This is a genomic window from Ekhidna sp., from assembly GCF_965212185.1.
GTDB lineage: Bacteria > Bacteroidota > Bacteroidia > Cytophagales > Cyclobacteriaceae > Ekhidna.
In genome coordinates, this window is record NZ_OZ243102.1 from 3,257,440 (window position 1) to 3,277,067 (window position 19,628).

General features: G+C 40.8%; 17 protein-coding genes. 2 read left to right on the forward strand and 15 right to left on the reverse strand.

Annotated features, from left to right (window positions below; all coding sequences use genetic code 11):
* Positions 1 to 30 precede the first annotated feature (30 nt).
* Positions 31 to 1,674, reverse strand: coding sequence for an ATP-binding protein (locus ACOMC3_RS14255; RefSeq protein ID WP_420316556.1), 1,644 nt, complete (start codon positions 1,672 to 1,674; stop codon positions 31 to 33).
* A 27-nt stretch (positions 1,675 to 1,701) separates the two neighbouring features.
* Positions 1,702 to 2,076 carry a LytR/AlgR family response regulator transcription factor gene (locus ACOMC3_RS14260; protein ID WP_420316557.1) on the reverse strand — a complete coding sequence of 125 codons (375 nt, stop codon included), beginning with the start codon at positions 2,074 to 2,076 and terminating at the stop codon, positions 1,702 to 1,704.
* A gap of 138 nt (positions 2,077 to 2,214) precedes the next feature.
* Here ACOMC3_RS14260 and ACOMC3_RS14265 point away from each other — a divergent pair, with 138 nt between their 5' ends.
* Complete coding sequence (locus tag ACOMC3_RS14265; RefSeq protein WP_420316558.1) at positions 2,215 to 2,682, forward strand: hypothetical protein; 468 nt, start codon at positions 2,215 to 2,217, stop codon at positions 2,680 to 2,682.
* 2 nt (positions 2,683 to 2,684) lie between these two features.
* Here the strand turns inward: ACOMC3_RS14265 and ACOMC3_RS14270 are convergent, their stop codons facing one another.
* The 11 genes from ACOMC3_RS14270 to ACOMC3_RS14320 form a co-directional block, all read right to left on the reverse strand.
* Positions 2,685 to 3,788 carry an AI-2E family transporter gene (locus ACOMC3_RS14270; protein ID WP_420316559.1) on the reverse strand — a complete coding sequence of 368 codons (1,104 nt, stop codon included), beginning with the start codon at positions 3,786 to 3,788 and terminating at the stop codon, positions 2,685 to 2,687.
* A 134-nt stretch (positions 3,789 to 3,922) separates the two neighbouring features.
* Positions 3,923 to 4,291 (reverse strand): methylglyoxal synthase, encoded by a 369-nt coding sequence (locus tag ACOMC3_RS14275; RefSeq protein ID WP_420316560.1) that lies wholly within the window; start codon positions 4,289 to 4,291, stop codon positions 3,923 to 3,925.
* A gap of 33 nt (positions 4,292 to 4,324) precedes the next feature.
* Positions 4,325 to 4,999 carry a bifunctional 4-hydroxy-2-oxoglutarate aldolase/2-dehydro-3-deoxy-phosphogluconate aldolase gene (locus tag ACOMC3_RS14280; RefSeq protein WP_420316561.1) on the reverse strand — a complete coding sequence of 225 codons (675 nt, stop codon included), beginning with the start codon at positions 4,997 to 4,999 and terminating at the stop codon, positions 4,325 to 4,327.
* 5 nt (positions 5,000 to 5,004) lie between these two features.
* Positions 5,005 to 6,009, reverse strand: coding sequence for a PfkB family carbohydrate kinase (locus ACOMC3_RS14285; RefSeq protein ID WP_420316562.1), 1,005 nt, complete (start codon positions 6,007 to 6,009; stop codon positions 5,005 to 5,007).
* Positions 6,006 to 7,217, reverse strand: a complete 1,212-nt coding sequence (locus ACOMC3_RS14290) for a 6-phosphofructokinase (RefSeq protein WP_348284350.1) — start codon at positions 7,215 to 7,217, stop codon at positions 6,006 to 6,008. Before ACOMC3_RS14290 ends, ACOMC3_RS14285 begins: the two co-directional genes overlap by 4 nt.
* Positions 7,218 to 7,296: 79 nt before the next feature.
* On the reverse strand, positions 7,297 to 8,346 hold the full coding sequence (locus ACOMC3_RS14295; protein WP_420316563.1) for a PfkB family carbohydrate kinase: 1,050 nt from the start codon (positions 8,344 to 8,346) through the stop codon (positions 7,297 to 7,299).
* 83 nt (positions 8,347 to 8,429) lie between these two features.
* Positions 8,430 to 9,095: an NUDIX hydrolase gene (locus ACOMC3_RS14300; protein ID WP_420316564.1), complete on the reverse strand. Its 666-nt coding sequence runs from the start codon at positions 9,093 to 9,095 to the stop codon at positions 8,430 to 8,432.
* 80 nt (positions 9,096 to 9,175) lie between these two features.
* Positions 9,176 to 10,567, reverse strand: a complete 1,392-nt coding sequence (gndA, locus tag ACOMC3_RS14305) for an NADP-dependent phosphogluconate dehydrogenase (protein WP_420316565.1) — start codon at positions 10,565 to 10,567, stop codon at positions 9,176 to 9,178.
* A complete protein-coding gene (locus tag ACOMC3_RS14310) occupies positions 10,564 to 11,028 on the reverse strand; it encodes a gluconokinase (RefSeq protein ID WP_420316566.1) in 465 nt (154 codons plus the stop codon). The genes gndA and ACOMC3_RS14310 overlap by 4 nt, the downstream gene beginning before the upstream one ends.
* 34 nt (positions 11,029 to 11,062) lie before the next feature.
* Positions 11,063 to 12,298 carry an NRAMP family divalent metal transporter gene (locus ACOMC3_RS14315; protein WP_420316567.1) on the reverse strand — a complete coding sequence of 412 codons (1,236 nt, stop codon included), beginning with the start codon at positions 12,296 to 12,298 and terminating at the stop codon, positions 11,063 to 11,065.
* 49 nt (positions 12,299 to 12,347) lie between these two features.
* Positions 12,348 to 14,582: a heparinase II/III family protein gene (locus tag ACOMC3_RS14320; protein WP_420316568.1), complete on the reverse strand. Its 2,235-nt coding sequence runs from the start codon at positions 14,580 to 14,582 to the stop codon at positions 12,348 to 12,350.
* A 111-nt stretch (positions 14,583 to 14,693) separates the two neighbouring features.
* On the opposite strand from ACOMC3_RS14320, the gene ACOMC3_RS14325 reads away from it, so the two are divergent.
* Positions 14,694 to 17,543: a polysaccharide lyase family 7 protein gene (locus tag ACOMC3_RS14325; protein WP_420316569.1), complete on the forward strand. Its 2,850-nt coding sequence runs from the start codon at positions 14,694 to 14,696 to the stop codon at positions 17,541 to 17,543.
* Here the strand turns inward: ACOMC3_RS14325 and ACOMC3_RS14330 are convergent.
* Positions 17,540 to 18,373, reverse strand: coding sequence for a hypothetical protein (locus ACOMC3_RS14330; protein ID WP_420316570.1), 834 nt, complete (start codon positions 18,371 to 18,373; stop codon positions 17,540 to 17,542). The two genes, ACOMC3_RS14325 and ACOMC3_RS14330, sit on opposite strands and share 4 nt — an antisense overlap.
* A gap of 15 nt (positions 18,374 to 18,388) precedes the next feature.
* Positions 18,389 to 19,627: an alginate lyase family protein gene (locus tag ACOMC3_RS14335; protein ID WP_420316571.1), complete on the reverse strand. Its 1,239-nt coding sequence runs from the start codon at positions 19,625 to 19,627 to the stop codon at positions 18,389 to 18,391.
* Position 19,628: the final 1 nt, after the last annotated feature.

Genomic DNA, 19,628 nt, shown 5'->3' on the forward strand with positions numbered 1-19,628 from the left:
GAAAGAAATATTTAATGTAATTATTGAATATTAGTTGTCATAGAACTTGAGGGGAGTTAAGATTTTTATCTCAGTTCCATTATTCGGCTCACTTGAAATATTAACAGTACAATCGTTTTTTCTAAGAAGATCTAAACTTAGACTAAGCCCCAGTCCAGTTCCGGATTCACCTGATGTCCCTTTATTCGAGTTTTGTAATTCCATCTTTAAAATCGAATCAACTGTTGCTTGATTCATTCCTATTCCAGAGTCTTTAATGGTTATGCCAATTTTATCATCCTCTTTCCGTCCAGCAATAGCGATTCTACCACCATGAGTTGTAAACTTCAATGCATTGTGAATCATGTTTCTAATGGCAATTTTTAGGTGGTTTGGATCAACCCAGGCCTGTATTTCATCTTCAAAATTCAGATCGACTTCAATATTCTTTTTAGTGCTTATCTCTTTGTACAATTCAATGTTTTGATAGACAATTTCCTTTACATCGGTTTGTTGCGGAAGGGAATTAACCCCATCCAGTTGAGTTCGGGCCCATTCTAAAAGTGTATTTACGGTCTCCTTCAGTCCTGTTAGTTTGGCGCGAACCATTTTTTGATGCATTAGAAAATCTTGTTCCTTTACTGACCCGTCAGTTGATAAGTCAAGAAGTCCTTCAAACAAGTCCAATGGGCCCCTGATATCATGAGCAACGATTGAAAAAAGTTTGTCTTTGGTGGAATTTGCTGTTTGAAGTTTATTCTTGGCTACCTCTCGTTTTGTTACGTCATTCAAAAAAACGGTCACACCAATTACATCTTCCTTATCATCTTCAATAGGCATGTATTTTCCAGCCGCATAAAATTGAGATCCATCTGGCATACTGATAAGCTCTAGAAATTCCGGGCTTTCTCCTTTAAGTGCAGAGTCGATCATTGGATCATGACTCTTTAAAATATCCTCTGTAAGTATATCTCTAACATGTGATCCAATAATTTCATCTCGGTTTTTTCTAAATGATTTCTCATAGTTATGATTAACCATTTTGTATCTTTTATCCTTATCTAAGAGAGCGATATGTAGAGGCACATTATCGATCATTGAAAATAGAACCTCATCCTTTTCTTTCAGGTTAATAATTGCTTTCATTAAAGACCTTCTAAACGCATCAATAGAAAAGAATAAAATGATGCAAAGGATTGAAATATTTTGAAGAGTCAGCCAGAATGTAAAATCATACTCTCCTCCCAAATATTGCTGTTTCAAAAATTTGCACCCAATGAGAATCGCAAATCCAATCCAATACCCAAGTAGCCTTAAACGGTTTTCTAATAAAAAATAGCTTGCTGTGATGAGTGCGATTATAACATTCTCCGTTTCATTGAATCTACCTTGTTCATAAGCAACCAGCGTTACGCTCAGAACTACCACTAGAGAAAATATTAAAAATAAAATACGAGCAATTCGATACTTCTCTTTCTTATTCAAGAAAAGAATTATTCCATAAAAAAGGAAGCTGGTGAATGTTACACCACATTGAAGATATAATTCTTCAAAGAATAGTAGTATGCTATCAAAGAGGGATATAGTTACACCCAGAATGGAAAGTATATTGATGAAAAGTACTCTTTGAAAGTCAAGAGGATCTTTCAAATTACTTGTTCCAATAAAGGCTAATCTTGAAAAGGATATGTTCATGCCAACAGGATATCTCCCTGCTGATTCTTAATGCTCTTTCAATTTAATGCATTTATGGATAGCATTAATCAATTGCTCTGCGTTTTTAAGAGGTTTTTGAATGAATGACACATAATCTACTTCATAGTTTTCCATGACATCTTCCGGGTGACTAGAAATCACAATAGCTAAAGGTTTATGATCACTGATTTCAAGTACTTCCGGTCCTTCAAGTCCTGATATATTTATATCCAACAATAAAATATCCGGCTTATCCATATCGATGCGTTTGGCTGCATCTAAAGTATTATCAGAAACACCGATAAGTTTCATCTCAGGTACCTTAGCCATCACAACCTTTAGTATTTCTACGAAGGCAGGATCGTCCTCCACGATTAGATATCGGTATTCTTGTTTACTCAATGTTTCTTTATCTTTCTATTTAAGTAAGGGTCGTTAAAAATAGGACTTTTTCCCTGATCAAAAAATATAACTACACCATTAAAAGGGTTCTTCCAATATAACGAATCAAATCGTTATCTTAAATGAATATTTCAAATCATGAAACAACCGCTTGCTCTTAGATTTGATCGAATAGTTAAGGATAACCTTCCAAAAAGGATGGAGATGCTGAACGTGCTTAAAGATGGTGCATTCTCTGCAGAAATTTTCTGGAAGAAAGGAAATGGAGTGAAATCTGTTTTGGAACATATGGGCAGATTATCAGATTTTAAAGGGATTTATGCCTTCATAGAAAATGACAAATTTATTTACATAGATGAGTCTTCATATGTCATCCGCAGACTCATTAGGCATTATAAAGGCAATAGTAAATATCAAATGAAGTTGGCACACCTGATGGTCAACACGAATAAAGAAATGCAGCCATTTTACACCATCTCAGATGCGATTAAAGCGATGGAAAATATGAAAATTGTTTTTATTGATGTCCCAGACGAATTGGAACGTCAACTAACTACCCTTTACCTCCAATGCCAATTTGAATGTAAATACAATAGATTCGAGTAACGCTATCTTTTTAATTTGCTAGTTACCTTTTCAAGAAATGACTTTTCAGATGCTTTTCTGACTTCCGTTATTCGCTCACCGATCAAAGATGCTACCGGCTCCAACTCCTCATAATGGCTACAAATAACCTTCAGCATAGCAACCAGTGGTAGAAAGAGAATCATTCCTGCAATGCCCCAAAGTACGCCACCGGCAATTAATGAAAAGATTGAAAATAGAGCGTTTATCTGCATATTTCCTCCAACAATCTTTGGATTTAGAAAATTACCCTCAATAAATTGGATAAACCAAAAAATGATGATTACCCCAATAGGATACCAATAGCTATCAAATGAAATAAAGGCATAAATGGTAGGCACCAGTCCCCCGAGGGTAGTCCCAACATATGGAATGATGGCTAAAAGGGCTGCCAGAAAGCCAAAGAAAAATGCATAATCAATACCTAAAATCAATAATCCAGTGGTATTCAATACCCCAAGAACAAGTATTAACAAAAGCATGCCGGTGAAATACTGCTGGCCCACTTGTTGCACTTCTCTCAACATAGCAATGAAAGATTTACGTTTGCTTTTATGAGCAAATCGTGTGAGTGCTTCAGTCAGGTGCTCACTATAAAACAGAATAAGAAAAGTATAAATAGAGGCCAAAACAACAAATGAAAAAAATGACCCTGTGACGCTTACTGTATCAGAAATAATTAGAAAGCTACTGTCAGAAAATAGGTTGGTCAGTTTATCAAGAATAGTTTGAGATTCTATGTCAGGAATTATCTGAACCTTATCATTCAAAAATTTCACAGATTTCTCAAGTGTGTCTCTCAGCTTGTCCAGGAAATTCGAATACTGACTTGCCATATCAATTATCTGAGCAGAGAAAAGCACCAAAAGACCAGAGGAAAGAATAAATACTCCACCAAGTGTCATAATAATTCCAAAGACTTTCTTCACCCCTTTCTTTTTCAACCATTTCACAATTGGGTAGAGAATAAAGGCAAACAACATTGCAAAAAATATAGGCACCAAAATCACTTTACCAAAGTGCATAATGGCAACAATCCCTACGATGGAAGCAATGACGTAAAAAAACCTGCTAAATGATAATTTCATTTCATACAATCTTAAAGTGCTAAAGATAAGAAGGCAAAGAGGAAATTGAGTAAGGAAAAATCGATAACAAAATAATCCCCTTATTAAAGATTAGATAGGAAGCTAAACTAAGACTAGTGGTTATAAGATAAAATTCAAGATCTTTTAGAAAAAGAATCAAAAATCAGACTGGCGGTAGCGGGATTAGTGGCAATTGGTATGTTATGCACGTCACAAATTCTCATTAACATTTGCACATCAGGTTCATGTGGGTGCTTATCCAACGGATCACGGAAAAACACCACTGCATCGATCTTTTTTTCTGCAGCCAGTGCTGCAATCTGTGCATCACCACCCAAAGGTCCAGACAATAATCGTCTCACTTGCAAACCAGCTTTCTCCACATGCTGCCCAGTAGTACCGGTTGATGTTAGGTTGGCCTTCTTCAATAAAGATTTATGATCCAGTAAAAACTGAACCATTTCAGCCTTTTTACCATCATGAGCAATAATTGCTATTTCCATTTATTGAAATTGTTTAATTATTCAATTGGCAAATTACTCTCCTCGTAACCGCTTGATAATTGCCAGTGCTTCTGAGCACTTCTTTGTGATCGCATCAAAGTCTTTATTCGCTAAAACATCCTTAGGGAATAATTGCGAGCCCATTCCCACACAATGCACACCGGCTTCTACCCAACCTTTTAAATTCTCTTCATCGGGAGAAACTCCTCCGGTAGGCATAATACTGGCATATGGAAATGGCCCCCTTACTCCTTTCACAAACGCTGGGCCGCCAACTTGCGATCCAGGGAATATTTTTACCACTTCTGATCCTAATTCATGTGCCTTGACAATCTCTGTAACTGATCCGCATCCCGGACTCCAGGCTACTTTTCGCTTATTACAGATTTTGGCCATTTCTTCGTCCATCATAGGGGATACGATGAAGTTTGAACCTAGCTGTAAGTAAAGTGCGGTGGTGGGCCCGTCTATGATAGAACCCACTCCTAAAATCATTTCAGGACATTCTTTTTCCGCAAACTTGTTTAGCTCTGCAAAGACCTCATGCGCAAAATCACCCCGATTGGTGAATTCGAAAACACGCACACCTCCGGCGTAGCAGGCTTTCAGCACTTCTTTGCACATGTCAATATCCTTGTGATAAAACACCGGAACCATGCCGGTCTCTTTCATTTTTAGAACTACTTCAATTCGTGTAAATCTTGCCATGTTATTTATCTTTTTATTCTTCCTGATGTATTTCCTTGTACTAAACTATCTACCGCCTCCGCCGAGATCACATTTGCATCGCCTTCTACGGTATGCTTCAGTGAACAAGCCGCAGCAGCAAAATCTACTGCCTTTTGCTCGTCTTGTAAATTGAGTAAGCCATAGATCATACCTGCAGCATACGCATCTCCTGTACCAACGCGATCAACAATGTGAGTCACATCAAATGAAGGAGATGTAAGGACTTCTTTTCCGTTCCAGATGAATCCCTGAATGCGATTATGTGAAGCACTCAGGGTTTCCCTTTTCTTATCCACCACCTTTTGGACTCTCGGAAATTTTTCTTTCAATTTTTCTGATGCTGTCTGTAAGTCGTCATGCTCACTGGCGACTCCAAGATTTTCCTGCATATCATATGGAGAAGCTATGACCACATCGCATCCCTGAACCAACTCAGGCATTACTTCTGTTTTGTCCTTACCATACTGCCAAAGGTTTTTCCTGGAATGCACGTCTACCGAGACCGGAACACCTAATTCATTTGCAACCTGAATGGCCTGTCTCAAAGATTCAGCGGCATTTTCTGAAATCCCCGGAGTGATTCCCGTCCAATGAAACCAGTCGGCATTTCGTAGAATCCGTTTCCAATCAAATGTATTTGGTTTGATTTTGGAAAATGCAGAGTTATCTCGTTCGTAAACCACCTCACTTGGACGGTGAACCGCTCCTTTTTCCAAAAAATATTTACCCATACGTCCTTCACCATAGGTGATGTATTTGGTGTGCAACCAGTGATGTCTTAAGTATTGAGTAGCTGACCTACCTACCAGATTGTCCGGAAAGCAGGTGATATGAAACGCCTCTAAACCAAAATAGGCCAGTGAAATTGCCACATTGGCTTCTCCTCCTCCATATGCCAACTCGACGGTAGTTGCTTGTGAGAACTTCGCATAGCCTGGCGGTGAAAACCGCATCATTACCTCTCCAAATGTGACAACCTTCTTTTTCACCACTCCAGGATTTTATGGAATTCATATTCTTCCGGGTTAGGCAAATAGTGTTTTGCGTAAACGGCATCTTCCTCCGTCAGATAATGCAGCTCCTGGAAAAACAGCTTCGCTATTTGAGACTCCATATTTACCAGACGCGGCGGTATTTTCCCATCCTTTTCGAAATCTGATAAAAATATTGGTGTAATATCTCCTGAGGAATTGGCACTAACAATGCAGCCACTCACTCCTTCATTGAAAAGCTTCTTAACTCCCAGGCCAAGCAGTGAACAAAGTGTAAGATCCAATCCAATCGGCCGGGTACATCTTAGCTCATAACCCAGTTCAACCGGTCTACTTTTAATGTCCAGCGATAATGACTGAAGCTCTTTTTGCAAAAGAACATTGAAAATATGCGCTTTACTGACATTTCCCAGTTCCGGATGTCCATGTGCATCATACGTCATACTGATGTCACTTCGCTTAATCTCTTCCTCATCAAGGATATGGAATACACCCTCACTGATGACCACCACGCCATATTCTATTCTGGCAATTTTTCTCTTGATAATAGAGGAAATGCATAGCTTAATGATCTTATCAAACGTGACCTTTGTCTTATTGAACATCTCAGGGATGATCATCATTGGAAAATGACAGCCCGTTGCTACGCCAAAGGCCAGATGCCCAGCAGAACGACCCATCACTGACATGACAAACCACTGACGAGATGTACGTGCATCCTCATACACTGTATTTCCTATTCGGACTCCCTCATCTTTGGCAGAATGAAAGCCAAAGGTTGGGTTTCTATCCGGAAGCGGCAGGTCATTATCTATGGTCTTTGGAACATGAATATTACTTATTGAAATGTTCTGAGAAGCCAGGTATTTGGTGATACGATTAGCAGTTGAGGCTGTGTCATCACCACCAATGGTTACTAACAGTTTTATGTTTTCATTCTTAAAAATTCGGGTATTAAAATCCTCGTCTTTCGGTTTAAACCGACTCATAATGAGTGTAGAGCCTCCTCTACTAAAGATCCGATCGGCATGATCGAAATCAAAACTTTTGATTTCAGGATTCTCAGAAAATAATCCCTGATACCCATGATGAATGCCTATCACCCGATAGTTATCGGCTAAGAATGCCTTGGCTACAGTAGCAATAACTGTATTGATGCCTGGGGCGGGACCGCCTCCACAAATGATAGCTACACATGGTTTCATAATGATTTTTTAAAAAGTGGGGGTGAAATCTATGAGCGAATCATAATCTGTATTTTGAAAACCATCACCCCCAAATATTTTATCTCGCAACTCTGCCGGAAGCATCTCCACCCATTAGTTTCTCTACTTCAGCAACAGTTACAAGGTTTGCATCACCTTTGATTGTGTGTTTCAAGCATGAAGCAGCTACTGCAAAGTCAAGCGCATTCTGATCATCTTCCGGGTATTTCAGCAATCCGTAAATCAAGCCCCCCATGAAGGAGTCTCCTCCACCCACACGATCCACAATGTCCGTAATCTGATACTGACGTGTTTCGTAGAGTTTATTTCCATCGTAAAGCACACCTGCCCACGTATTGTGAGAAGCTGAAATAGAGCCACGGAGGGTTGTAATCACTTTCTTTGCTCGCGGAAATTTCTTCATCATTTGCTGGCATACAGAGAGGAAAGCTTCAGCTTTCACATTATGACCCTCTGTCTGAACAGAGATGCCTTCAGGTTTAATGCCGAAATGCATCTCTGCATCTTCCTCATTTCCAAGTACAATATCACAAAAGGAAGTCAACTCTGTCATGATCTCTTCACGCTTTGCATCATCACAATATTTCCAAAGTTTGGCTCTGTAATTCAAGTCTGTAGAGATGGTAATCCCTTTTTCAGATGCCACTTTCAGAGCTTCCAGGCATGCATCTGCAGCACCCTGAGAGATTGCAGGCGTAATACCCGTCCAGTGGAACCATGTGGCTCCATCAAATACTTTATCCCAATCAATCATTCCCGCCTCAATCTCTGCCATCGCGGAGTGAGCACGATCATAAACGACCTTACTACCCCTACTTACCGCTCCGGTTTCCAGGAAGTAGATTCCCAGCCGGTCTCCACCAAAAATGATGTTTTGCGTATTAACTCCTCGCTTCCTCATTTCCATCAACGCGCACTCTCCTATGTCATTCTTTGGCAAGCGTGTTACAAAATCAACGGGTACACCATAGTTGGCAAGTGAAACAGCGACATTGGATTCGCCACCTCCATATACGACATCAAAACTGCTTGCTTGTGAGAATCTAAGAAAACCGGGTGGGGCCAGCCTCAACATAATTTCTCCAAATGTTACGACCTTATTGCTCATGGTGGGTATAATTTAAGATTGTTTATTCTGTGTAATATATACACAGAAGTAAAAACACACAAGTATTCATCTGATATTTTTTGCTATTTTTTCAGCCGATACAAGGAGGGGCCTCCTTTAACGCCTGCCTTCTTCTCATTTGTGGCTTCCAGAAGGTCCATCTGGAGAATTTTTTTTCTGAAGTTTCTTCTGTCCAGGCTTTCACCAAGGATATTCTCATACAATTCCTGAAGCTCTGTGAGCGTAAACTGATCAGGCAATAATTCACCAAAAACAAAATGATCTCTTAGGTTGTCTCTTAGTTTTTCTAAGGCGTCAGCTAAAAGTTGATTGTGATCAAAGCCCAATTTAGGTAACTCATCAAGTCCGAACCATTTGATATCAGAAATATAGTTTTTGGGGATCGCTGGGTAATTCTCGGGCTTAACCAACGCATAAAATGAAACGGATACCACACGTTTCACCGGGTGCCTGTGTACTTCGCTATAACATGCCACTTGCTCAAGTGACATCTTTTCTATCCCCGTTAGGTTATTAAGTACCTGATTAACCGATTCGGATAAAGTCTTTCCTTCACTCATCGCTCCTCCAGGTAGCATCCAATGATCTTTAAACGGTTCTATGGATCTTTTAACCAGTAATATTTTCAGTTCATTATCCTGAAAACCAAAGACACAACATTCCACAGCAATGGTGCATTCGTAAGAGTCTACGGAAACAGCGGTATCTAACGGGCCTATTTTGGTCATTCTCTTTTTTTGGCTTTGTCGCGAATTAAGTTCAAAAATGGGAATTCAACTTCTGACTAAAACAAGATTGGCTTTTATCATCACCATTCCGTGTGATGGAACTTCCCAGATGAATCATCCACACGTTGATAGGTATGTGCACCAAAATAGTCACGCTGCGCCTGGATGAGATTCGCTGGCAATGTTGCCGTTTTTTGACCATGAAAATAATTCACTGACTCAATCAAACATGGTGCATGAATTTCTCCCTGAATGCATGCTGCCGCTACGGATTGAATGGCATTATGCATTGAGTTTATTGTCTCAATTAATTTCTCATTCATAAGGAGATTAACATCAGCTTTGAGGTATTCAACCAATTCCTTCATGAAGTCAGACTTTAGTATGCATCCTCCTGTCCATATTCTGGCTAGTTCACTAAGGTCAATGTCCCATCCATGTTGCTCAGAGGCACGATGGATAAGCGCAAATCCCTGATGATGATTCATGATGCGTGCGAACTGATAGCTGTCCTTCAACTGATCCTTCGTTATCTCACCGGAAAATTTCTTTGTGCTAAAAGTTTCAGCAGATTCCAGGCGGAGCTCTTTGAAAAAAGATAAGTATCGAGCAAACAGTGCAGCCGGGATTAAAGTGGCTGGCTGACCATAATTTGCTATAGAAACAGTCGCCCAATTTCCAGTTCCTTTGTTTCCAGCTTTATCAAGGATTTTATCAAGTAAATAGTCATCCCCTTCCTTCTTTCGTAAAATATCGATGGTGATTTGTAAAAGATAGCTATCCAGATCCTGCCTCCACGACTCAAAAACCGCAGCAATATCTTCATTAGATGTGCCTTGCCTTTTCAAAATCGCGTAGCATTCGGCAAGTAATTGCATCTCGACGTACTCAATGCCATTGTGGATCATTTTCACAAAATGGCCACTCCCTTCTTTTCCTATATACGTACAGCATGGTTTCCCATCAGCGTCTCTCGCTACGATGGCCTCCAGGTATTTTTGAATTTTTGAATACGCATCCTTCTGACCGGACGGCATGATTGAAGGTCCCCTCAGAGCTCCTTCCTCTCCTCCGGAAACGCCGGTCCCCATAAATATTAGTCCATGCGCTTCCAACTCGCTCATTCGCCTGCTGGTTTCCTGATAATGCGAATTACCGCCATCGATCACGATATCCTGCGGCTCCAAAAATTCTTGCAAATCATTCAATACCAAGTCCACAGTGGGCCCGGCATTGACCATTAGAATGATCTTCCTCGGCGTTTCCAAAGACTTGACAAATGCACCAAGATCATCAAAAGGTTCGGCTTCCTCAAGTTCCTGATGCTCTCGCTGAAATTTGACGGCCACATCCTCTTCTTTTCCAGCAACGTGACGGTTGAATATGGATATTTTAAAGCCTTTTTGAGCGAGGTTTCGACTCAAGCTTTTGCCCATTACACCTAATCCAATTAATCCGATCTCTGAACTCATTTTAGTCTTTGTTTTATGTCATTAATTATTTGCTCCGGGGCTAATGCAACATTGATGTTTATTGCATTCTCAGGCTCTTCTAAATCATCAAATTGAGATTGCAGCATCTCTGCATGCATGTAGTGACCCGATCGTTCATTCATCCGACAATATATCGTATCATAATCCCCCTGTAGATACACCCATTGAACATTTGGCTCAATTCCTTTATTCAAAAGCCTTCTATATTTTGCTTTCAATGCCGAACAAGCGATTACGCATCCTTTAAAAGTATGCTTTTTAGCTTCCTCATTGATCTTTTCTAACCACGGATGTCGGTCTTCATCATTCAATGGAATTCCACTACTCATTTTTGCTTTGCTCTCCTTCGTATGAAAATCATCTGCATCAAAAAATGGAGTTGACAGCTCTTCTGACAACATCTTTCCAATTAGTGTCTTGCCGCTTCCAGACACCCCCATGACAAAAATTATATTCTTAGAAGGAATCACTTTTTCAAGAAAAAATATCCATTAAACCATTAATCATGATAATGAGCGAAAACGCCAAAGCTCCTGCCATTATCACATTCGTCCAAACCTTCTTTATTGGTAATTCTGTGTGCTTTCGATTCCAGAGGAACAGCAAACATCCAACGACAATCGGTAAACCGAATACATTAAAAACCTGCGTGATTATTTGACCTCTGATTGGATTGAATCCAAAAATTGGAACACTAAGAGCAAGAATGCTTGCCACACCAGTCACAATTCTGAATCTCCTGGAACTTACATCAAGCTTACCTGATGAATAATCGGCCAACATCAGTGGCACAATCATGAGGCAAGGGAATATCGAAGAAAGACCTGCACTCAGTGTTCCTGCAAAAAAGATGGAAACGGCAAACCTTCCAACTGAAGGCTCCAGGGTATCTGACATATCCAGCACATGTGTAATTTCCTTTCCTGTGCCATAGAGACTTCCACTCGCCACTGCCATAATGGATCCACTGATTACAAAAATCAGGATGGCTGCCACGATGGAATCATTCCTTTGAGTTTTGGTATCACTCACCGACCATTTCTTGCCCTGGATAAAGAGTGGACGAGAAAGGAATGTAGCTGCAGCCATCGTTGTTCCCACAAATGCCGCAATGAGAATTCCTGCACCCTCCACCCGTGGTATTTTAGGGATTAAGCCCATGATCACCTCTGTTGGCATTGGAAAAACAAAGAACAGTGTAAAGACAAAACTGAGTCCCATCATGGACACGAATATTGCCAGTACCTTTTCAAAGAGTGTATAACTACCGCTTAAAAGCAGAGCGTAGAAAATTCCAATAATCAATACAGCCAGCCCTAAAACAATGGTATACTTGTGATTGGCAGCTTCCGGGAAATTGATTTGAATGATCTCAAAGACCACATTAGAAGTAATTCCTAGGATTCCTATTAGCGAATTCCATTGCCCAATACCTACGGTAACAATGATGGCAAGGGCTATGATCTGTCCGAACTTCAAGTGTTTTTTGATTGAAAAAAGCAAGGTTTCTTTAGTCATCAGGTAATAGTGGCCTGAGACGTAAATCAGAACACCAGAAAAGAGGCAACTAAAGAAAAGTACCCACAACAGATCCATGCCAAAAGAGTTTCCAGCCACAATCATGGAGGTCACACTTCCTGTACCAATGGTGTAACCAATGGCAAAAATCCCCGGACCGAAGGATAGCAGAAATTTTAAAAACTTTTTCATGGCAGGTGTATTTGGGTAGTTGCTTATTCTCGTTTGCGTATTTAGTGCATCAGTTGATATCCAGTCTTAAAACTTCTCCGGGCTTTAGTGTTTTCGTCATTTTCTTGCCTCTTATGGTTTGAATTTCAATGGTTCGTTCATTCTTATCAAGTGAGTAAATCACAAATTGATCATCCCCAGTCTTAATAAATAAATCTGCTTCTTCAGGCGACATTAAAGTTAGTTTTTCGTTTCTTGCTTCGCTCACATTAAAAAGATACACACCATCATCTGAGCTCATACTTATTGGATTTGATCCATCTAACATCCATTGAGACTGGCTTACTTTCCAATTGCCAATCATCATCTCATCTGCATTCTCATCCAGTCGGTTGCTGTATCCGCAGTATGGATAAATGATAGTGATAAAGCTAAAGTCCTTTTGGGCCTTTTTCGTAACGACGCTCCAGTGTTTGCCTCTCGTTCCGTCACTTTCTGCCTCATCAGCATCATAAAGCTGAAATATGTCATGACCACATGCGTCAGGCATAGTGGCTCTTAGGAGGTTAGGCCCTTCTTCATGCGAATAATGACCCTGCCACACCTGTTTGTAATCGTGTGATCCATCTGAGGAGAAGTCGTCCTTAACGATCCAAAAATCATCTTTTACATATATGACCTGACGCGTGTAATCCACGCCTACATTCTCAAATCCATCATGACTCCCGGCGAAAAAGTCAAAATCGTTTGTGGTTTCCCATGCAATCACTGTTGGGTTTGGGAGCTCCAAAAACTTCCCAAATCCGCTCCCTCCTTTATTGGAGGTGTATTGCTTGCCTTGCAGCTCGTCATTCACCAATGCAACATTCTTTACCAAAGAGTTTTTGAAAAACTCAAAATCATCGAGTGAATAACGAACCTGATAATTGGGTAAGATGGCATGCCCATTTGCTATTGCCTGGACCCCTAACATGTCGCCATGCTGATGATCGGGCTTTTTGTCATCGAGACCAGCAGTGATGATCATCATCTTGTCATCTTCTCCCCAGCCTTCACGCATGATGTAATAGCCGGTTTCTTCAAAAGCCAGCGAACCATATGTAGGTTTCTTCTTCTTAATATCTTCCAGCATTTTAACCTGGTCATTACTGAGAAACCAATACACCCGATTATCCACTTTATTGGTAGCGAAATAGCCGAATTCCGGATCTTCAAACAATAAATAGCCCAAGGTCATAGACTCAGAAATGTCATTTTTCTCCCCCCAGGGAATTTCGGTATCGTCCTGAAGCACCGGTGCTGAACGATCGGGATAGGCAATTTTGACCAGGGTTGTAAACAGCCCTCTGAGCTTTTCTTCCCAGGCCGGATCTACTTCAATGGAATTGATTTTGGCTAGCTGATACACATAAAAATAGTTGTTGATATCACTCATGTGATAGTGAACAGATCGCTCAAACTGGAACCCATCGTCATTAATTTCCCGATCCAGATGCTCTCCCAACCTTTGCATGGCTCGCTCGAGCCACAGATCCGTACCTTCAAAATCTCTCAACAAAATCGCCAACATAGCCAGTGCTGAAACTCCTCTGGTCTGATGATTCCCAGGACTAAATTGTCCGTTCCTTTCGTAAAGGTGTTGTCCATGCTGTAACAGCGTTGCAATGGTCACCAACTGGTCTTGATCTGAATATTCTGCCTCATTTAGAAACATGTTATGTATCCACAACCAGTTGAGGATCCGGTATCCGGAGCGGAATGCCTCATAGACGCCATTTCCATCTTCGATGGTTTCATATTGACCAGCTTGAAGTGCAGCATTTAGAGATCGCATTTGATTCACAAAATACCTGATATACTTTGGGTCTCTACCCGAGTTGAAATAATGTAACGCTATATCTACCATCTTATGCTGACGAGCCAGATGCCTCATCGCATAGGCATTTACAGGCTCACCATTTAGGTAATTAAAAGGCATCACCCACTGTGTTGAATCATTGTATTTACCCATGTGATCCAGTGCTCCCTTTTTATGATTCTCTTGATTCGCAAATACACGGTTATAGTGAGGAAGACGATCATTAAATGTTTTATAGTCATAGAAAAAACGCTCTGAAAATTGCTCTCGGAAATATTTCGCTAATTCTGACCGGTCAGCATCTTTTAATTCTTCTTGTACCTCTTTATTCAAATAGTTCGTTAAATCTTCTATGGGTAATACCTCGGTGGAAGGAATGGATTGGGCCTTTCCGCCATAGAGGAGTAATAAATAGAATAGAGTGATTAATAAAGTTTTAGGTCCCATGCTGTTTAAAATTATCACGATTAAAAAAATATATGCTTTTAGTCTCGTTTTATTCAATGCATATTTATTATTTTGTGTACTAAGTACACAGTTTAATAAAATACAGAATTAATGAAGATTCGTATGGGTAGTTTGCATTATTTTTTACCGGTAGGGAAATTGACCTCCATTCGATTCATGTTATCAGGCCTGGTAGCCTTTACCCTTACAACGGGTTGTTTCGGTCAGGATCCTAATTTGCCACCAAGTGGAAATTTTGATCTATCAAAATGGAAAGTGACTCTTCCCGATCAGTCTGAGGTTTTGGAAGCCGAACTCACAAGTGGATTTGAAAGCGAAAATGAATTCTATACAGATCCAACAACAGGAGCCATGGTTTTTAGATGTCGCAACGATGGTCAAACAGGAGGCAGTTCTTACCCTCGAAGTGAGCTCCGCGAAATGATTCGAGCTGGAAATACAAGTATCAGTACGCAAGGCATTGGATTGAATAACTGGGTTTTCTCTTCTTCGAGTATTGCCAACCAGGAAGCCTCCGGAGGAGTGGATGGAACAATGACAGCCACTGTGGCAGTAGATCATGTCTCTACTACAGGAGAATCCAATAAGATCGGACGAGTGATCATCGGACAAATACATGCTTCAAGTGATGAACCGTGTCGAATCTATTATCGAAAACTCCCAAACAACACTAAGGGCTCAATCTATTTCGCTCATGAGCCAACCACCTCTTCCGAGCAATGGTATGAAATGATTGGCAGCAGGAGTAGCAGTGCCTCTGATCCCGCTAATGGTATCGCACTTGGTGAACAATTCAGCTATGAAATCGATGTGGTCGGCAATACGCTGACGGTTACCATCATGCGAGAGGGCAAAGCGGATGTGGTGCAGGTAGTTGACATGAGTGATAGTGGGTTTGAAGATGACTGGATGTATTTCAAGGCAGGCAACTACAATCAAAACAATTCCGGGGATGCCGGCGATTATGCTCAGGTTTCATTTTTTGCTCTGGATGTCTCACATTCTGCTCCTAACAATCCTCCATCGGTGAGCATTACCAATCCTTCTAATAATGACACCTTTATCGAGAGTGAAAACATTACTATTTCTGCGAATGCATCGGATAGTGATGGCACCATTTCTAAAGTGGAATTTTTTGAAGGAAGTAACAAACTAGGTGAAGATACTTCTTCTCCCTATTCCTTTAATTGGGAGAATGTAGCAGAAGGCAACTACTCGCTTACAGCTGTCGCAACAGACGATAAAGGATCGACCACAACCTCATCTGAGGTCAACATCACTGTTAATTCTCAACCTACCGGATACGATGCTCCATACGATATTCCCAGATTTCAGGCTTTCATCGGTGGGAGTAAGTTACAGGCTCCTACCAGTTCTACAGCAGCTACACCATCTGATTTAATTAACGGTTATTCATCTGATAATTTTTATGTGGTAGATGGTGATAAAGTAGCTTTTAACCAAACTGGCACTAGTATGCGAACGGAGCTAAGACATGAAACTAACTGGTCCATTTCTGATGGAGACCGTTCACTCCATGGTCGTTTAAAAATTGAGGAGCAAACCTGTGATCAGGTGACTGTGGTACAAATTCATGATGACGCCAATGCGGGAGCTGGTCCAAACAAACCTCTTTTAAGAATTTACAAGCACCTGACCAAAACGCCGGTGAACCATCTATGGGCTGCAGTAAAATCGGATGACTCTGGTGACAATACCACACATGTAGATTTAGGAGAGGCTCCTGCCGGATATTTTGGGTTTGATGTTCGATTGGTTGGAGGGACTATGATCATTGACATTGATGGGGATGAGAAAGCGAATATGGATGTTTCATACTGGACTTTTCCGAGCTACTGGAAAGCTGGGGTTTACCTTCAGGATGAAGGAGAAGCTACGGCATATTTTGATGAGCTATATGAAAGCGATGGGTCTGAAGTAAATCACTCTCCTTCTGTTAGTATTACCTCTCCCGCCAATGAAGAAAGTTTTAATTCAGGAAGTGACATCACAATCATCGCAGATGCTTTTGACACGGATGGTTCTGTCAGTTTGGTTGAGTTTTTTCAGGGAAATGAAAAATTGGGTGAGGATGCCACAGCACCATACGAAATTGTTTGGAATGATGTTCCTGTTGGTAATTATACACTTACTGCAACCGCCACAGATAATGAAGGAGCCTCCACAAAATCTTTAGGCATTGATATTTCCTTAGGTGTTCAATTCACACTCAGTACATCAACGACCGGCGAGGGCAACATCTCACTCAATCCTTCAGGTGGATCGTATGCAGAAAATACGGTCGTTAGTTTGACAGCTACACCATCATCCGGATACCAGTTTGATGGCTGGAGCGGGGATATATCAGGAAGGCAAAATCCTGTAAGTATCACGATGGATTCTGACAAAAGTGTTGTTGCGACTTTTCTTCCCATCTATACATTGACAACATCTGTAAATGGTAATGGATCAATAACATTAAGTCCTTCTGGTGGATCATATGAGGAAGGTACAGTAGTAACTCTTACTGCAATTCCTGATTCTGGCAATCAGCTGGAGAGTTGGGGTGGAGATGCATCCGGAACAGAAAATCCAATAACTGTAACTATGAATTCAGATAAGTCTGTAACCGCTACATTCGGTGTTGCACTTTCAGTTGATGGTGATTTAGAGGGAACTAATAATGAACTGGTTGCATATCCAAATCCGCTCAAATCAAAAACAACTTTCGAATACGTATTGTCCACCGAAAAATATGTGGATATAAGTATTTATGATATGATAGGAAAGCAAATTGAAGTACTCGTCAATAAATCCCAGAGTCAGGGAGATTATTCGGTTGATTGGACACCTAAAAATGATCTGCCAAACGGTCAGTATTTCGCTAAGATGACCATTGGAAATGAAACGAAATCCTTAAAAATCATCCTGGATCGTTAATCAGCAGGTGAACTCAACTGTACACCTTCAGCCATATACAAATCATCATACATAAGCCCTCCATTACCGTAAGGTTGCTCAGCTGGCCCTGTATTGCAATTGGTCAGGAAGTAGATGAGCGGAAGCTCGCGCTTCATTCGAAAATCAGCACCAGTATAAACTTTCTGTTGCTGTGGAAACTCATCACCACCTCGCAGATAAACGTCATACTTTTGACCACCATCATTGATCTTTGAATTGTTGACCACCATCCAAGCTTCATACCACTTACCTTCTTCCAAAGGTTTGGCTGTTCGGTTTTCTACGGGATTAGTAATTTTCTCATAACCTTCCGATTTACGAACCATCAATGTGCCATCGTTCTTAAATCCATCGGATTCGAATTTGTCGGTTACGCGTAAGCTCGGCTCCAGGGCATTGTAATCCTGCTTATTGATCCCTTCCGGATCTAAATTACTCAGCCCAAATACATGATTATTCGGAAAATACTCAACCTTGAATTTTAAATAAAAGGTGTACGTTTCTCCAACCTTAACCTGAACCGGAAGCTTGCAGTAGCTGAGCGCTTTCCTGTTTCCAACCACTCCTTCAGCAGCCGGCTTTTTAATTAGGTAATGATTTGATTCGCCCGCTTCACTTCGAACTTCTGTTACCTGTGGATTTTCGATTCGTGGATCCGTATCGTTTCTTGTATCGGCAAGTATCCAGTTTTCCATAGGATCAGACGACTCAAAGTCATCGATTTTGATCCAAGGAGAACTGGTCTGATTGCAGGCTATTGCTACTGCCAGCAGCAAAATCATAGGAATGCAGGTTTTTAAGTCTTTCATGAGATTGAAATCATTTTACTCTTTCATCGGAAGTCCTGAAAGAAGACACTGTTCGTATAAGTCATACATTTCTGATGCTGGAAGATTTAATTCCACCAACTGGTTCAGTGCTTTATCAAGTGTCTGAGCATTCTCGCCCGAATTCAAGTTAAAACGATGAAGGATGGGTATCAGGTAAACAAGCTTATTTTTGGTTATGGAAGGGTGGGGCCATTCTTTCCCATCAATAACCGGAGTAAGATACGCCAATGCGAGCTTCAGGCTCTTTCCATTTGGCGTTTCGTATTGCCAAAGATCCACTCCCAATTGATCACCAATTTTCGCAAGCATCAGCAATGGCTTCAGATTGAAGCAGCTATAGAAAAATGATCGTGTCCTTTCTAATTCATGAGTTTGCCTCCCTTTTTCATCTATTTGTTCTTCCAAACTTTCCCTTACCTGATAGATCATATTTTCTGCCACAGAGTTCCTACCAACAAAACGTGCGATTGATGCCACATGCAGACGATACCATGAACCATGATTATTAACCTGTTGTGCACCTTCTCGCCCCAGGTCACTTTCTGTAAGCCAGTTCAGATATTCAGTAAGCCACTCCTGCATACCATTCTCAAAGGAATCGGTCCAATATGGAGAATCTCTTAAAATAACAATGGCGTCAGGTATTACCAGTGCTATTAGTCGGCCATCCAGTATGCCGGATCGTCGGCCTTTGGAGTTTCCAGGTACACTTTGCGCATATTCCAAATGAGGGTTCATTTTGGTATCCTCTGCTAAAAACCAGGTATTGAGCATGCTAATAGCTTTCCTGGCATATTGCTCATCTTCCGTGAAATAATATGTAAGACTTAGGTATTTCACGCCTTCTGTCATCAGACCTAACCGATTTCGATCTACAGCATCTGTTTGCGTTTCCGGATTGGTTACTCCATCCTTTCTGATCCAGGGAAGGCCATCCTCCTTTTGCGGGTCAGGCCACCAGTATCTACTAATGCTTAAATAGTCGTGTTTGTCTTCAGAAGGTGGATCAATTGTTTTGTCCATGACCGTTGGATCATCCATTTCCAACAATTCATTAGCCCTGCCCTGCAGCATGTAATATGCCTTTTGAGCACATCCGGAAATAGACCCTGTATTTAGATCCATGTTTACAGCCGAAAGTCTTTCTGAGTCATACAGGACAAAATCATATTGATCTTGACTCTTTGAGGAGAAAAACAATGACAGAAAAACAATGAAATAGTAGAATTTCATT

Excerpts from the sequence above, each read along its gene's own strand:
- ACOMC3_RS14255 (WP_420316556.1), bottom strand. The coding sequence starts at position 1,674 with ATGAACATATCCTTTTCAAGATTAGCCTTTATTGGAACAAGTAATTTG.
- ACOMC3_RS14265 (WP_420316558.1), top strand. The coding sequence starts at position 2,215 with ATGAAACAACCGCTTGCTCTTAGATTTGATCGAATAGTTAAGGATAAC.
- ACOMC3_RS14270 (WP_420316559.1), bottom strand. The coding sequence starts at position 3,788 with ATGAAATTATCATTTAGCAGGTTTTTTTACGTCATTGCTTCCATCGTA.
- ACOMC3_RS14275 (WP_420316560.1), bottom strand. The coding sequence starts at position 4,291 with ATGGAAATAGCAATTATTGCTCATGATGGTAAAAAGGCTGAAATGGTT.
- ACOMC3_RS14280 (WP_420316561.1), bottom strand. The coding sequence starts at position 4,999 with ATGGCAAGATTTACACGAATTGAAGTAGTTCTAAAAATGAAAGAGACC.
- ACOMC3_RS14290 (WP_348284350.1), bottom strand. The coding sequence starts at position 7,217 with ATGAAACCATGTGTAGCTATCATTTGTGGAGGCGGTCCCGCCCCAGGC.
- ACOMC3_RS14295 (WP_420316563.1), bottom strand. The coding sequence starts at position 8,346 with ATGAGCAATAAGGTCGTAACATTTGGAGAAATTATGTTGAGGCTGGCC.
- ACOMC3_RS14300 (WP_420316564.1), bottom strand. The coding sequence starts at position 9,095 with ATGACCAAAATAGGCCCGTTAGATACCGCTGTTTCCGTAGACTCTTAC.
- gndA (WP_420316565.1), bottom strand. The coding sequence starts at position 10,567 with ATGAGTTCAGAGATCGGATTAATTGGATTAGGTGTAATGGGCAAAAGC.
- ACOMC3_RS14310 (WP_420316566.1), bottom strand. The coding sequence starts at position 11,028 with ATGGGGGTGTCTGGAAGCGGCAAGACACTAATTGGAAAGATGTTGTCA.
- ACOMC3_RS14315 (WP_420316567.1), bottom strand. The coding sequence starts at position 12,298 with ATGAAAAAGTTTTTAAAATTTCTGCTATCCTTCGGTCCGGGGATTTTT.
- ACOMC3_RS14320 (WP_420316568.1), bottom strand. The coding sequence starts at position 14,582 with ATGGGACCTAAAACTTTATTAATCACTCTATTCTATTTATTACTCCTC.
- ACOMC3_RS14325 (WP_420316569.1), top strand. The coding sequence starts at position 14,694 with ATGAAGATTCGTATGGGTAGTTTGCATTATTTTTTACCGGTAGGGAAA.
- ACOMC3_RS14330 (WP_420316570.1), bottom strand. The coding sequence starts at position 18,373 with ATGAAAGACTTAAAAACCTGCATTCCTATGATTTTGCTGCTGGCAGTA.
- ACOMC3_RS14335 (WP_420316571.1), bottom strand. The coding sequence starts at position 19,627 with ATGAAATTCTACTATTTCATTGTTTTTCTGTCATTGTTTTTCTCCTCA.